This is a genomic window from Pantoea sp. PNA 14-12 (assembly GCF_004364735.1).
Classification (GTDB): domain Bacteria; phylum Pseudomonadota; class Gammaproteobacteria; order Enterobacterales; family Enterobacteriaceae; genus Pantoea; species Pantoea stewartii.
The window spans coordinates 1,243,751-1,258,742 of record NZ_SOAJ01000001.1 but is presented as its reverse complement, the minus strand read 5'-3'; the positions used below and the strand labels follow the sequence as shown (position 1 = coordinate 1,258,742).

14 protein-coding genes are annotated in these 14,992 nt (G+C 52.3%); 10 read left to right on the top strand and 4 right to left on the bottom strand.

Annotated elements, in window-relative coordinates; all coding sequences use genetic code 11:
• Positions 1-7 precede the first annotated feature (7 nt).
• From C7434_RS05985 to C7434_RS05955, 7 genes are all read left to right on the top strand, one after another.
• Positions 8-1,027: a GTP-binding protein gene (locus C7434_RS05985; RefSeq protein WP_033741685.1), complete on the top strand. Its 1,020-nt coding sequence runs from the start codon at positions 8-10 to the stop codon at positions 1,025-1,027.
• Between the two features lie 4 nt (positions 1,028-1,031).
• Entirely contained in the window at positions 1,032-2,228 is a 1,197-nt protein-coding gene (locus C7434_RS05980) for a signal peptide prediction (RefSeq protein WP_133745240.1), read from the top strand.
• A 44-nt stretch (positions 2,229-2,272) separates the two neighbouring features.
• A complete protein-coding gene (locus tag C7434_RS05975; protein WP_133745239.1) occupies positions 2,273-2,719 on the top strand; it encodes an NUDIX domain-containing protein in 447 nt (148 codons plus the stop codon).
• A 151-nt stretch (positions 2,720-2,870) separates the two neighbouring features.
• The gene (locus C7434_RS05970) at positions 2,871-3,281 is read left to right on the top strand and encodes a VOC family protein (protein WP_058701893.1); all 411 of its coding nucleotides are present in this window, start codon (positions 2,871-2,873) and stop codon (positions 3,279-3,281) included.
• A gap of 375 nt (positions 3,282-3,656) precedes the next feature.
• Complete coding sequence (locus C7434_RS05965; RefSeq protein WP_033741681.1) at positions 3,657-4,154, top strand: SMI1/KNR4 family protein; 498 nt, start codon at positions 3,657-3,659, stop codon at positions 4,152-4,154.
• A 43-nt stretch (positions 4,155-4,197) separates the two neighbouring features.
• Complete coding sequence (locus C7434_RS05960) at positions 4,198-5,736, top strand: hypothetical protein (RefSeq protein ID WP_033741679.1); 1,539 nt, start codon at positions 4,198-4,200, stop codon at positions 5,734-5,736.
• A gap of 10 nt (positions 5,737-5,746) precedes the next feature.
• On the top strand, positions 5,747-6,781 hold the full coding sequence (locus C7434_RS05955; protein ID WP_050504983.1) for a hypothetical protein: 1,035 nt from the start codon (positions 5,747-5,749) through the stop codon (positions 6,779-6,781).
• Between the two features lie 494 nt (positions 6,782-7,275).
• Here the strand turns inward: C7434_RS05955 and C7434_RS05950 are convergent, their stop codons facing one another.
• From C7434_RS05950 to C7434_RS05935, 4 genes are all read right to left on the bottom strand, one after another.
• Positions 7,276-7,809, bottom strand: a complete 534-nt coding sequence (locus C7434_RS05950; RefSeq protein WP_033741678.1) for an NlpC/P60 family protein — start codon at positions 7,807-7,809, stop codon at positions 7,276-7,278.
• A 253-nt stretch (positions 7,810-8,062) separates the two neighbouring features.
• On the bottom strand, positions 8,063-8,776 hold the full coding sequence (locus C7434_RS05945) for an MgtC/SapB family protein (RefSeq protein WP_033741675.1): 714 nt from the start codon (positions 8,774-8,776) through the stop codon (positions 8,063-8,065).
• Between the two features lie 304 nt (positions 8,777-9,080).
• Positions 9,081-11,411 carry an FdhF/YdeP family oxidoreductase gene (locus C7434_RS05940; protein ID WP_033741674.1) on the bottom strand — a complete coding sequence of 777 codons (2,331 nt, stop codon included), beginning with the start codon at positions 11,409-11,411 and terminating at the stop codon, positions 9,081-9,083.
• 143 nt (positions 11,412-11,554) lie between these two features.
• A complete protein-coding gene (locus C7434_RS05935) occupies positions 11,555-11,719 on the bottom strand; it encodes a DUF2256 domain-containing protein (protein ID WP_133745238.1) in 165 nt (54 codons plus the stop codon).
• 113 nt (positions 11,720-11,832) lie between these two features.
• Between C7434_RS05935 and C7434_RS05930 the strand changes: the two genes are divergently transcribed.
• The 3 genes from C7434_RS05930 (at position 11,833) to C7434_RS05920 (ending at position 14,957) form a co-directional block, all read left to right on the top strand.
• Complete coding sequence (locus tag C7434_RS05930; protein ID WP_133745237.1) at positions 11,833-13,170, top strand: glycoside hydrolase family 10 protein; 1,338 nt, start codon at positions 11,833-11,835, stop codon at positions 13,168-13,170.
• Positions 13,167-13,604 (top strand): GNAT family N-acetyltransferase, encoded by a 438-nt coding sequence (locus C7434_RS05925; protein WP_133745236.1) that lies wholly within the window; start codon positions 13,167-13,169, stop codon positions 13,602-13,604. Before C7434_RS05930 ends, C7434_RS05925 begins: the two co-directional genes overlap by 4 nt.
• A gap of 120 nt (positions 13,605-13,724) precedes the next feature.
• Positions 13,725-14,957: an MFS transporter gene (locus tag C7434_RS05920; RefSeq protein WP_133745235.1), complete on the top strand. Its 1,233-nt coding sequence runs from the start codon at positions 13,725-13,727 to the stop codon at positions 14,955-14,957.
• Positions 14,958-14,992 lie beyond the last annotated feature (35 nt).

Here is a 14,992-nt window from a genome sequence, read left to right as displayed (position 1 = left end):
AGCGGCTATGCTGCACGATCAAAAACTGCCGCTGCATATCCTGAGCGGTTTCCTGGGAAGCGGCAAAACCACGCTGCTGAAAGGCTGGCTGGCGCAGCAAGATCTGAACGACGTTGCATTGCTGGTTAATGAATTTGGTGAGGTGGGCATCGACCATCATCTGCTGAATGAAGTCGCGCCCGATACGGTGCTGCTGCCCAGCGGCTGCGTCTGTTGCCAGATTCGCGGCGAACTGAAAACGGCGTTACTGGATCTCTATGAACGGCGCGTGCGCGGCATGCTGCCGCCGTTCAGCCAGGTCATTCTGGAAACCACCGGCCTTGCCGATCCTGCGCCCATCCTGTCAACATTGCTGCACGATCCCCAGCTTAAACATCACTTCAGTCAGGGCACGCTGGTGACGCTGGTCGATGCCGAGCATGCCCGGCAGCAGTCGATGCATCAACCGGAATGGATAGCCCAGGTCAGCGCGGCGGATAAGCTGTTGCTCAGCAAATGCGACCGTATCGGACAGACCGAACGCGTGGCGCTTGAGGCCTGGATTGCCGGGCTGAACCCTATGGCGGAACTGAGTAACACCGTGCAGGCGCTGGCCGATCCGGACCCCTTATTTGGCCTGCGCCTGGCAAAAGGCAGCGGGCAACAGCGGTTTCGCTGGCTTGGCGCAGCCGGTGCGTCCGGTTATCGTCTTGCACCCCATGACGAGAATCCGCATCCGCTTACGCAAACCTGCGTGATCACCTTAGAGAACGCCCTGAACTGGCCCGCGTTTGCTATCTGGTTGTCAATGCTGTTACATAGCCATGGTCAGTCTGTATTGAGAATGAAAGGCATCTTACGTTTCAGCGGCAGCAGCTCACCCGTGGTGATTCATGGCGTACAGCATACGTTACATCCGCCCGTTCACCTTAATGACTGGCCCGGCGATGTCGATACCTCAAAACTGGTGTTTATTCTGCGCGGACTGGATCCCGAGCGACTGAAACAGGGATTCAACCGTTTTCAGCAGGCGGTAAAGGATAAGTAAAACAATGAACGCTGCGGCGAAAGTTAACGATCAACTGACATTGCGCGTACTGGGCACCTCGGTCACGCTGCTTGAAATGTTGCGTGTCCGTGCGGAAAGCGATCTGGGGATTCGCATCGAGTATCTGCTGCACAGCGTGGAAGATGCCCAGCGCATTGCGGTCATGCATCCGGAAAGTTATGACCTTTACGATCAGTGGTTTCACAATATCGATTTTGTCTGGCCTGCCCGGGCAATCCAGCCGCTGGAAATCAAGCGACTGACATACTGGGACGAGATTACGCCGCTGGCCAAAACCGGCAGGCTAGGTCCCGATCTGCCGTTAGCCGATGGCAGTGTACCTTCGGAGCGACTGTATGTTCAGCGCGATATGCATTTAGGCAGCCACGCGAGTGACCATATCAGCATGTTGCCGCTTACCCATAACGTGGACAGTTTTGCCTATCATGCCGACCGGCTGCCTGCGGTGCTGCAACAGCAGGAAGAGAGCTGGGGCTGGCTGGTACATCCTTCGCTGACGGGGCAGGTGGCGCTACAGGAAGATGCGGCCATGGGCGGTATTGATGCGGCGCTGGCCATGCAGGGGGCCGGGCTGGCACGCTTTGCGAATATCGGTAATCTGACGCTTGATGAGATCGACCTGTTAACACAGCAGCTGGCGCGTCTTCACCGTAACGGCCATTTTGCGGCCTTCTGGGCATCGCAGGATGAGGCATGCGATCTGATTGCCAATCAGCAGGTTGAAGTACAAAGTCTCTGGGCACCCATCTATTTTCGTCATCATTTCCATCAGCGCGGCTATAAAATGGCGCGACCACGTGAAGGCTACCGTGCGTGGTACGGCGGCATGTCGCTTTCACGCTGTGCGACCGGCAAAATCAAAGAGGCGGCCTACGACTACCTTAACTGGTGGCAGTCTGGCTGGCCCGGTGCGGTCATGGCGCGGCAGGGTTATTACATTTCTAACGCGGAACGCAGCCGGACGCATCTGTCGGCAGCGGAATGGGATTTCTGGTACGGTGGTCAACCCGCACGCGAAGTGCTGCTGGATGCCTGGGGCGCACCGCTGATTCCCCAGGGGGAAGTGCGCGATGGCGGAAGTTACGAGCAACGGATGAGCCACATTGCCGTCTGGAACGCCGTGATGGATGAACATAACTATCTGACGCGCCGCTGGCAGGATTTTTTGCGGCCCCGTTGAGAAACCTTTATCCGTGAGCACGCCCCCAATAAAAGGAAGAGACTATGCGCACGCGCCGCTCGGCCCGGTTACTGATCCTGAATGCTTCCCATGAGGTGTTGCTGTTTCGTTTTGTGCATTCGCAGGATGCGCTGGCGGGCAGCGCATACTGGGCAACGCCCGGCGGCGGCGTAGAGCAGGGCGAATCTTTTGAGCAGGCGGCGGTCAGGGAACTGTATGAAGAAACCGGCATTCACCGGGCCGATGTGGGTCCGTCTGTCGGTGAGCGATGCTTTGCCATGACGCTGCCTTCGGGCGAGATCGTGCAGGCACATGAGCGGTTCTTTATTGTTACTGCCGCAGGGAACGAAATTAACACACTGGGCTGGAGTGAAAATGAGAAATCAGTCATTGCCAGTTCGCGCTGGTGGACCGTCAAAGCACTCAGTGAAACAACCGAAACGGTTTATCCCGTCAATATTATGAGCCTGTTGCCTCTGCAATATACCTGAATGCATTCTGACCGGCTCTGATTAATTCGCCTCGTTTTTTTTTGCAATTCTGATTTATGTTAAATAGCAGGCTATTATGTGCGCGTGCTTTTGCATCACGGCATAATCTGTTTAATGCTGGTTCTCTTTACGCCTGACCAAAGAGGTGAAAGTGAACTTACTCAAGATCGACCACGTCCATATTTATGTGCATGACCTGAAGAAAGCAGAACACTGGTATAAACGGGTGCTGGGTTTTTCACGCGATGAATCGTTGCTGTTTTGGTTTACGCAGGGCGGTCCACTGGTGCTGAAAAATAATGCTGCCGTAATATCGCTGTTTTTAAGAACCCATCAGCCGCCGGGTAACACCGTGGCATTTAGCCTGGATGCCACGTGTTTCTGTCAGTTATTACGCATCCTGGTCGCGCAATCCATACCTTATACAGTCAGCGATCATCAGGTGTCGATGTCCGTTTATTTTTGCGATCCTGACGGAAATCAGATTGAACTGACGTCTTATCAGTACGCGGAAGCGAAGGAAAACCTGGCGATATTTGAGGACAGCGTGCATCGGCCATAAACAGGCACTTGCCTTGTCCGGTAACGTTAATTGAGACTGACCATCACTCTCTATGCTCATTAAACGCAGAATAAAAAAGAAAAGGGCGGTCTTTTTTCGAGGCACGCCATATTTTGATAACGCGCGTTGTGATTACACCGCGACATCGTTATTTCATATAGCAGCTAGAGAGGGTGAGAAAAACCAACCGACATTAAATCTTGGAGTGATAGACGGGCCTCCTGAGTATTGTCGAAAAAACGCTTAAAATGGTTGACACTGTTTGACAGTGGGTTGTGATTAACTCATTAGCTGAAAGTCATACGTACGAAAAATAATTCAATTTTCCGTCGAATATGCCGTTAATAATCATATGGATTGAAAGGAATAGAAACAATGAAGCAACTATGGGAAAAATTGGAAGACATTTTGCAAGACAGCGATCCTGAGGTATTAGCAGATCTTGCACCTCCGGCCACAGATGAAGAAATCGTCGCCCTAGAGCAGGCTCTGGGCGTGATCTTGCCAGCCGATTTTGTTGCCTTCATGAAAATCCACAATGGTCAGCGTGGTATGAGCCATGGATTATTTGATAAATGCGAATTCTTATCCACTTCACGCATTTTACAAGAGTGGCGTGTCTGGAAAGGTTTACTTGATGGTGGCGATTTTGATGGAGCTGAGTCGTGTGCGCAAAGTGGTATTCGTCCGGAATGGTGGAATCCCTCTTGGATCCCCTTTACTTACAATGGATCAGGCGATCATCTTTGCTTGGACCTTGCCCCTACTGATGCTGGGATTTGCGGACAGATTATCACGCTCTGGCATGATGATGGGACACGTGAAATAAAAGCGGACAGTTTCATTAATTGGTTCAGAAAGTATGTAGAGTAAATATAGAATTTTTTGCAATTGATTCGATAAACCAGGAGGGTAAATGGATTTAACATATGAAGATTTAAAACAGCAGCGTCTGCAAAAACTCTTCCACGATTGCCAGCAGCAAGTGTTGTCACAAATTATTGGGCCTTTTGGGCTATCAACGGCCATGTTTGAGGATCGCAATGGCGGCAATGTAACAACACTGCATAATTTTGAGCGTGAAGAGTCGGATTTCATCGTTGATAAAGACATGTCCAGTCATGCAAAATCGCGTCAGGATTACCAGCGCAAACAGTATGAAAGTAAAGATTTTACAAAGAAAAGCGAGAAACTCCGTGCCGGTGGTGTTGATGGTTATACGGGAAAAACAATGAACGCGGCGGATATGGATCTCGACCATATCACGTCACTAAATACATTGTCCAAAAACAAGAAAGTGCATCTTGCTCTGGAAACCGGAAAAGGTGTTGAAAACGTAGTTAAAATGGCCAATGCCGACGAAAACTTGGTGACTACACATAAGTCAATTAACCGTTCAAAAGGCGCTGCTGAACTCGATACTTTTGCAGAAAAAAATGGTGAAAGATTTGAGCTGGATCCAGAGCGAGTCGCAGCAGCGAAGAAACAATCGAAGGATCATATTTCAACAACACTTAACTCGGAGCTGATGAAAAAACAAAGCGCAGAATTGTTGCAAACAGGCGGCCAACAAGCGTTGCAGATGGGGCTCAGACAAGCTCTCGGTTTATTGCTCACTCAACTGGTGAATGGCTTGTTTAACGAGTTCAAAGTGCTCATTCAACACGGCGTTGAGGTGGGAAAAACATTCTTTGAAGAGGTCAGACAGCGCTTAATGCGAGTAGTTACTTCCGTGGCAAAAAAAATTCCCGATGCTCTGGGACAAATGTTCCAGGGCGGGGTGAGTGGATTCATGAGTAATTTACTTACTTTCTTACTTAATAATTTTCTCTCAACCGCAAAGCGTTTCGTGACCATGATTCGGGAAGGGCTGTTAGGACTTTTCCGTGCATTTAAAATAATTTTCTTCCCACCGACACATATGACGGCACAGCAAGCGTTACGGGAAGGGCTGAAAATGTTGACTACTGTCATCGTGACTTCAGTCGGTACGTTGTTGAACGAAAGTATCGCGACGTTTATGACGGCTGTACCGTTTCTGAAACCGTTTGCAGATATATTAACCCCAGTACTCATAGGCATTGTCACCGGATTGCTTTCAGCCTTTCTCGCATATCAGATTGACACGTTTTTTGATCGCTCCCGTTTTACGCTAAGCGAAAAACTGATGGATGAGATGCTCGCAGATAGCAAACGTCGTGAAGAGTTTGCCAGTGAACTGGTGACACTTTCAGAAAGTTCGCTGGGTAATATTGAAAATTACGCTACCGCTATAACCCAGTATCAAGCTATTGGGGCAAACCTGGCTACTGCCACGATCTCGACTAAAGCAACATTTACATGTCTTCAGAGAACTACTTCTGAGACAGCTGTGCAGGTGGCGCGGAGTATCGCTGCAATTGCGTTTATTAATGAAAGCCAGGCTGAAATTGATGAATTTCTAAAAAATATTTGAGAACAATAAGATGAGTTTGTTAAACAAGCAGGAACTTCAGGTTATTCAGGCTTTTTCGTCCGCAGATTTGCCGGAACGTGTCTTCCGCGACAGCAACATTAAAGAATTGATTACCGGTATGACGGAGGAGCAGCAAACGGTTCAGAAAAGTGCAAAGGACCTTGATCGCCTGCGCAGGGAACAGAGGGACGGAAACTTTATAACTAATTGGTGGAATGATCGTGACGATCTGTTACAGGATGCGCAAATTGATCTCAATAAATCCATTGGTCGTCTGACGCAAAAATCTTCTCAGTTATTGATTGTCAATACGGCACTATCCAAACTACTGAACGAGCAACAACAGATTTTATTGAATCAACAAAACATTCTGGAAAGCCAAACACGCTCTCTTGCTGAACAACATGGACAAATCTTGAAACAGCAGGTGCTACTGGAAGAACAGCAAAAAGAGATTAATAAGGCCAACCAGGGATTAATGGATGCAAAAGGAGTGACGCAAGATCAGGCTAAGCAACTAATTGGCTGCGTAAAACGGGTGACAGAGGCGGAAAACAAAATTGGCGAGGCAAACGCAACTTTGCTGGCTGAACTTGAACAGCATATTACTAACTTTTCTTCGGATCTTGCGCAAAAATTGCAAAGTGGCCTTGATCAACAAGTAAAACGGCACAGCATACTCGAACAGACAATGGTGGACAATCAGGCAGTTCAAAAGGGTTTCGTTGAGAAGATGCAACAGTCCTTGTTGCAGGAACAGCAGTTTTTACATCAGCAACAGCTCGCCGAGCTTGAGCGAAACCGTCTGGATTTATTTAATTCGGTCAAATCAACCGTAAACCAGTGTGATGCGCTCCAGCATGAGTTATCCGTTGTCGTGGCACAGCACGCTGATAGTCAAACAGGTATTGATAATGTTATTGCTGAGTTAAAGGTGAATTTTTTCAAATTCCGATTTCGTAACCGCGTTGTACTGATGGTGATGGCCTGTATTGTTGGGCTTTCTGTCGGATGGCAAATTGCGCAGCACTTTATGATGTTCTGATTGTGTTAAACCGCATCTGCATAAGCGATGCGGTTTGGATTGACCCCACATCAGAAGACAATAGGCAATTCCTGTCCTCACAACGAAGGCTGTTTGATGGCATTGGGGCTGATTTCGCTGAGTAGCTCGGTGCATAGAGGGGGAGGGTTATGCGTTTAGAAATGTTAGAGAAACACCTAGCAGAAAAAATGAAGGTAGTAAGTGAAGTAAAACAAAGAAGTGCAGTCAGAGTGGCATGCGAAACTGGTTTTGCGGGTTGTTAATTGTTCATACCTAATCAGCCAAATGCAAAAAAAAGTACGCATAATGTATATTATGTTAAATTAGGTATCCGATTACGCACTCAGCCAGCCCGTTTACGCCTTTCCTGCCTCACCGCTTCTTTTTGTCCGCTTCTGTACCCACAAATCACAACAACGCTACGTAAAAAACTGGCGCTTATCCCTGTGCTGGATTGGCAGATTTCACGTAGCGTTGCCTGGCATAATTCACGTTTAGCTGGCTCTGTTCAGTGTTACCTGCGCCCCGTATTCTCGCGTCAGACGACGCGCCTGGTAATAAACCGATTTCCAGTATGGGTTGTTCAGTGATGAGCGAATCACGCCCTTGCTGGCCGACGCGTGAATAAACTGATTATCCGTATCGTAGAAGCCAACGTGCATGCCGCCACCAATGCGGAAAAACACCAGATCGCCTGGTTGCAGATGTTCCGGTGTGACACGAACGCCCATATGCAGCAGATCGGCTGTGGTGACGCGGTCCATTGGCAGATTGAAACGATCATGCAAGGTTCGCCAGACGTAGCCCGAGCAATCCACGCCAGACAGCTGTGTGCCGCCCCATTGGTACGGCGTATCATGCCAGGTGTGCATTTGGTCATGCAACGCCGCGACGATAGGAATCAAATCCGGGTTTTGCGATGCGTCAGCGGCGGCGGTGTCCTTGGGTTCATCTGAATGATGATGACTGCAACCAGAAAGCAGGAGCATAAGGCCGGAAAGAAAAAAGAATGAGGTTTTACGCTTCATCGAATAATCCGCACAGTAAAGATAACAAGGTGAGCAACGCTAAGGGCTTTTATAACCCATTCAATCGCTTATAGAAATATCTACGCTCTGCTTTACTTAACCTTACACTCAAACGGCAGGCTCTCTTTATATAGCGTAAAAAAGCGCACCTGGAAACGGATTTTCGCGAATAAATAACAACGCTACGCGAAATCTGACGCATAACTCCCCTGCTCTTTTATCAGAATTCACGTAGCGGCGCCTGTTTTTTGTGCTATCCGTTTTCGCTCGCATCCAGACCGCATACCTGCCAGCGCACCGAACTGACCCCTTTCTCCAGGCTAATGCGGCTTACCAGACTTTCCAGCTGTCCGGTCATGCTGGGTTGGCCCATCACTTCGGCATTCACTTCCATGCGATGTGGCGGATCCAAATCTTCACTGTGGAGCGATTGCAGGCGCAGGCCGCTGTTGCCCAGGCTATGCAGCATCAAACTGCGCACCTGAACTTCATCCTGCGCCAGACAAACGATCTGCACTTTGTAATGTTGTACTGCCTCGTCGGCCGACACGATGGACTGGCGATTAATGCCCAGCGCCAGTTCACGCAACAGAATGTTGGCACAGAGAATCACCATGCAACCTATCGCGGCTTCGAGTAACAACCCCATGCTGCACAGGACGCCGACGGCCGCGGTACACCACAAGGTGGCGGCGGTATTCAGGCCGCGAACGTTTAATCCGTCGCGCATAATCACACCGCCACCCAGGAAGCCGATACCGGAAACCACATAGGCGGCAACGCGAGTGGCGTCGGTGGCAATGCCGGGAACACACTGCGTCATCAGAACGAACAAACAGGCGCCGGTGCTGACCAGCGCGTTAGTACGTAAGCCGGTCATGCGTTGACGCAGCTGACGTTCGCTACCGATGAGCGCACCCAGAATCAGCGCGGCCGATACGCGCAGTAAAAAGATTTTCCAGTCCATGATAAACCTCTCTCCGCCGCGCGGCAGGCGCAGTACGGAAAAACAAAGATGAATAAAATGGATTACAGCGGGCGTTGATGCAAAGCGCATCACGTCAGGGAAGGATGTTGATACAGCCGCCGTCTTAACGTGCAGTTAAGACAGCCAAAACTATCTTACTGCAGAAGCCTGGTGTAATCGTTCGGGACTTGTGTCCAATGTAGGTTGCCTCTTGCGTAAAATTCGCGGCGATTGTATAGCCATCTGAGGGCGGATTTCCACTCAGATGGCGCTTCGTTCAGGATTGGTTTAGCTGGACGGACGTTTAACGGCGCGTTGCGGACGCCTCAACCGGCACGTCGGCGCGGGCCAGCTCCATCCTCACCGGTGTGCTTTTATAGGAGGGAATACCGCTTTTTGTATCGTAACTGTCTAAGGGAATCAACACGTTAGCTTCAGGGTAATAGGCCGCAACCGATCCTTCGGCCATATCATGCACTGCGATAGTCAGATTATCGAGACGGCGATGAGTGGGATTGCCGTCCGGGTCCAGCGCAATGATGTTAACCTGATCGCCCATGCGAACCCCCTTTTTCTCCGCCTCGTTTTCACTGATAAACAGAATGTCGCGGCGGCCTGAAACGCCGCGATAGCGGTCATCCAGCCCGTAGAGCGTGGTGTTGTACTGATCGTGACTGCGCAGTGTCGTCAGAACGAGATCATGACATTTCAACGAGCGCGGATCTTCATTGATGCCCTCCATCACCAGGAATTGTGCTTTGCCCGATGGCGTATGCCAGACACGTTCAGACGCGCCATTCGGTAAACGGAACCCGCCCGGCTGCTGAATACGTTCGTTGAAGTTGTCAAAACCCGGAATCACCGCTTCGATGGCGTCACGAATCAGGCTGTAGTCGCCTGTCAACGTGTCCCAGTCCACGACCGTGTCCGGCAACGTGGCTTTGGCCAGGCCCGCGATGAGCGCGGGTTCGGATTTCAGATGAGGCGACGCCGGATCGAGCGTGCCGCGTGAGGCGTGCACCATCGACATGGAATCTTCAACCGTCACGCTCTGTGCGCCAGACTGTTGCTGGTCAATCTCGGTGCGGCCAAGCACCGGGAACAGATAGCTGTGTTTTGCCAGCAGCAAATGCGAGCGGTTCAGTTTGGTGGCCATGTGCACCACCATATCCAGCTTGCGCATCGCAGCAAAGGTTTGCTGTGGATCCGACATGGCTTCGGCCAGATTACCGCCCAGGCACAGCAGTGCGTTTATCTCACCATCGCGAATGGCCTGAACCGCCTTAACGGCACTGTGTCCGTGTTTTGTCGGTGGCGTAAAACCAAAGACCGCTTCGATACGCTTCAGCAGGCTTTCGGAGGGAACTTCGGTGATGCCAACGGTACGATCACCCTGCACATTCGAGTGACCGCGTAACGGACAAATGCCCGCGCCCTTCTTGCCCATATTGCCGCGTAACAGCAGCAGATTCGCAATTTGTTGCACGTTCTGCGTGCCATACTGATGCTGAGTAATTCCCATGCCATAGCAAATGATCGTGCGTTCAGCATTAGCGTAAAGCTGCGCGATATGCTCAATCTGTTCGCGTGACATACCCGAAACGTTAAGAATATGCGCCCAGTCCGTCGCCTCAAGGTCGGCTTTTAAGGCATCCAGGCCCTGCGTATGTTCAGCGATAAACGCGGCGTCAAACACGCCAGGATTGCCGCGGGTTTTGGCCTCTTCATCCATCGCCATCAGGCACTTCATCACGCCTTTAAGCATGGCCGCATCACCGCCAACCCGGATTTTGTAATAGGTTGACGCCAGTTCCGTTGAACTCAGCGTCACCATCTGTACCGGATTTTGCGGGGCGGTAAAACGCTCAAGTCCCCGTTCGCGCAACGGATTGATCGCGACGATTTTCGCACCGCGTTTCGACACCTCCTGCAACGTGGCCAGCATGCGCGGATGGTTTGTACCAGGATTATGACCGATACAGATCACCAGATCGCAATGGTCAAAATCATCCAGCTCTACCGTGCCTTTGCCGATGCCAATCGATTCAGGTAAGCCGACGCTGGTTGGCTCGTGGCACATATTGGAACAGTCGGGAAAGTTATTGGTGCCAAATTCGCGGGCAAACAGCTGCCACAGAAAGGCGGCCTCGTTGGAAGCACGTCCCGAGGTATAAAATTCCACGCTGTCGGGATTGTGATAACTGCGCAGCCGCTCACCAATTTCATTGAAGGCGGTTTGCCACTCGATGGGCTGATAGGTATCCGTTACCGGATCGTATTTCATTGGATGCGTCAGCCTGCCTTCGCCTTCAAGCTCGTAGGCGCTGCGCTGCCACAATTCGCTGACCGGATGGGCCGCGAAAAACTCAGGTGTTGTGCGTTTACTGGTGGCTTCCCATGACACCGCTTTCGCGCCGTTTTCACAGAACTCAAAGGAGGACGTGTGTTTGGGATCGGGCCAGGCACAGCCGGGACAGTCAAAGCCTTCAGGCTGGTTAACTTTAAATAAGGCAATCACGTCCTGTTTCACGGCCATTTGACCACGAATCGCCCCTGCTACCGCTTTCAGGGCACCCCAGCCGCCCGCTGCGCCATCATAGGGTTTCACACCTTCCGTCCTGTTTTGCTCTTTCATTGCTGCTCCAGACTGACTGTTTTTGTTTTTATTAAGCCTGGTACAGTAATCGCAACGGCGCGTGAGAACAGTCGTGTAAAATTCAGGTTAACTTTTGCTAAATGTTTCACCGAGGCGGCAAAGCCAGGCGGCGCGCGAAAATGTTATTCTCCGTCAGCGGTATTTCGACGCTGTCGCCTGCAACGTTCAGAGCAGTACAGTACCTGATCCCAGCATTTTGCCCACTTTTTACGCCAGGTCATGGGTTTATGGCACTGCCTGCAGTAGCGCACCGGAAGCGCCTGTTTATTTCCTTTAAAAGTGTGCATCGTCTGCCTCCTGTCATCAGGTGATAAGTATAGACAGGCCGGGTTGATTGACTTTACGCCAAATAGGATCAGAATACTGTTCCAGTTAAGGACTACGCGACACGGAGTTTATCATCGCCACTTTTCGCGACGTTTATCGCGCCCGTACGGGACGCCGAGCCGGCCTGTTCGCCGCCTCGGCTTTGTTATTAGCCAGCTGTTCGTCGGAACCGCCAAAATCGCTGGTCACGCCCCTTCCGACCGTCAGTAAACCGCCGGTAACCAGCCAACCGGTGCGGGAGAATGTGCCTGTACGCGGCGTCTGGCTGACGACGGTTTCCCGTCTCGACTGGCCACCGATCGCCTCGGTGAATATCCGCGATGAGGCGCTGCGCGTCAGTCAGCAAAAACGTGCGCTGACCGATAAACTCGACAAGCTGAAAAGCCTGGGAATCAATACGGTGTTCTTTCAGGTCAAACCGGATGGCACCGCGCTGTGGGCATCGAAGATCCTGCCCTGGTCAGACATGATGACAGGCGAAACAGGTCAGAACCCGGGCTTTGATCCGTTGCAGTTTATGCTGGATGAAGCCCATAAGCGCGGTATGCGCGTGCATGCCTGGTTTAATCCCTACCGCGTTTCCGTGAATACCAAACCCTCAACGGTCGCCGAGCTGAACCGCACCCTGTCACAGCAGCCTGCCAGCGTCTTTGTTCTGCATCGTGACTGGATTCGCACGTCGGGGGATCGTTACGTGCTCGATCCCGGCATTCCGGATGTGCGTGACTGGATAACCAGCATCGTGGCTGAAGTTGTAAAACACTACGATATCGATGGCGTGCAGTTTGATGATTACTTCTACGCCGAGTCGCCCGGCTCGCCCCTGAACGACAGTCAGACGTTTATTCGATACGGCCAGGGCTTTGCCTCGAAGGCAGACTGGCGCAGGCATAATACACAGTTATTGATCGAGCAGGTTTCTCACACGATCAAGCAGCTCAAGCCACAGGTGGAGTTTGGCGTCAGCCCGGCCGGCGTCTGGCGTAACCGTTCGCACGATGCTGCCGGCTCGGATACGCGCGGCGCGGCGGCCTACGATGAGTCCTATGCGGATACACGCCGCTGGGTACAGGACGGCTTACTGGATTATATTGCGCCCCAGATTTACTGGCCCTTCTCACGCAGCGCCGCCCGTTACGATGTGCTGGCGAACTGGTGGGCTAACGTTGTTAAGCCGACTAAAACGCGTCTGTATATCGGTATCGCCTTATACAAAGTCGGGGTGCCCGCCAAAAACGAGCCGGAATGGACGATTCAGGGCGGCGTACCGGAACTGAAACGTCAGCTTGACCTTAACGCCTCCCTGCCGCAGGTCAGCGGCACGATTTTGTTCCGGGAAGACTACCTGAATCAGCCACAAACGCAGCCAGCAGTGAATTACCTGCGCAGCCGCTGGGGGCAACAGCCGTGATAACCGTGGCGGTTGTCGAGGCAGCAACCCCGGCGTTACAGGTCCTGACGGCACGGCTGTCAGCGGAACTGTCTGCCCTTACTGGCGATGCCGGGACACAGCACTTCAGCGCGCCTGAGGCGGCGACCTGGGTGCTGGCCCGAGACAGCCAGGGCAAGGCAATTGGCTGTGGGGCGCTGGTGCATGTCTCCCCTGAGACAGCCGAGCTGAAGCGCATGTTTTCCACCCGCGATCTCCCCGGTACGGGCGCGGCCGTGCTGGCTGCGCTTGAGCAGATTGCCCGCGCGCGCGGCTATCGCGCGCTGCGGTGCTCAACGCGCCGGGTGAATACCCGCGCAGTGGCGTTTTATCATCGTTGCCATTTTCAGGAAACCGCCCCTTACGGCGCTTATGTCGATAAGCCCGCTTCTGTGTGTCTGATCAAAGCCCTCTGACGCAAATCATTAACAAATATTTTACTATTCAGCCCAAAATAGCACTTTTGTCAGCACCGCATTCGCTGCGTGGCGTAATATACGTCAATAAACGTAAAGTCCTCCCACACGGAAATGCGCATGTCTCAATACTCAAGTGAAGTGAAAACCAGTCAGCCCGGACTGGCCGCCAACGTTGATGACAGTCAGAAAATTGTGATGTCGATACTGGGCGCAGTGGCCTTTTCCCACTGCTGTAATGACTTTATCCAGGCCATGCTGCCGTCCATTTATCCGCTGCTGAAAACCAACTTCGCGCTCAGCTACGCCCAGATTGGGTTGATCACGCTGATTTATCAGATGACCGCCTCGCTGCTGCAGCCGTGGATTGGCCTGTATACCGACAAACATCCCAAACCCTGGCTGCTGCCGTCCGGTATGGTTGCGACGCTCATCGGCATCGGGCTGCTGGCCATCGCGCCGCATTTCTCAGTGGTGTTGATGGCATCGGCGCTTATCGGCGTAGGTTCAGCCACGTTTCATCCGGAAGCGTCGCGTGTGGCACGGATGGCTTCGGGCGGGCAATTTGGGACGGCACAATCAACCTTCCAGGTCGGCGGCTATGTCGGTACCGCTTTTGCGCCGCTGGTCGCCGCGATGCTGATCATCCCGCACGGACAGTTGGCGGTGGGCTGGCTGATGCTGATCGCGCTGTTTGCGGTCATCATTCTGTCAGGTATCAGCCGCTGGACGGTGAAGCACGGTCATGCCCACATGAAAAAGCACAACCAGCGGTCACTGCGCGCCCTGTCGTCGCGCGATGTGAAGCTGGCGCTGTCCGTTGTGGGCGTGCTGTTACTGGCTAAATTCACCTATATTGCCTCGATCAGCAACTACTACATTTTTTATCTGGTCGAGCGCTTCCAGTTACCGGTGCCGGAAGCCCAGATTTACCTGTTTACCTTTCTGGCCGCGGTGGCGATTGGGACGCTGGTTGGCGGCCCGGTGGGCGATCGTATCGGACGTAAGGCGGTGCTCTGGATCTCTTTTCTGGGCGTCATTCCCTTCTCGCTCCTGATGCCGCACGCCAACCTGTTCTGGACCGCGGTGTTAACCGTTTGCATTGGCCTGGTGTTTTCATCGGCGTTTGCCGCGCTGGTCGTCTATGCCCAGGAGGTGCTGCCGGGTCGCACGGGCATGGTGGCCGGGATCATGTTTGGCACGATGTTTGGGATTGGCGGTATCGCCGCGGCCGCACTGGGGAAATTTGCGGACTGGTACGGTATTACCACGGTATACAACGCCTGTGGCTTTTTACCGCTGCTTGGCTTTGTGACCTTACTGATGCCTGACACGCGAAACAAAAAAGCGTAAAACGTCCAGGCAGCACCCGGCTGCCTGTTGCTTTT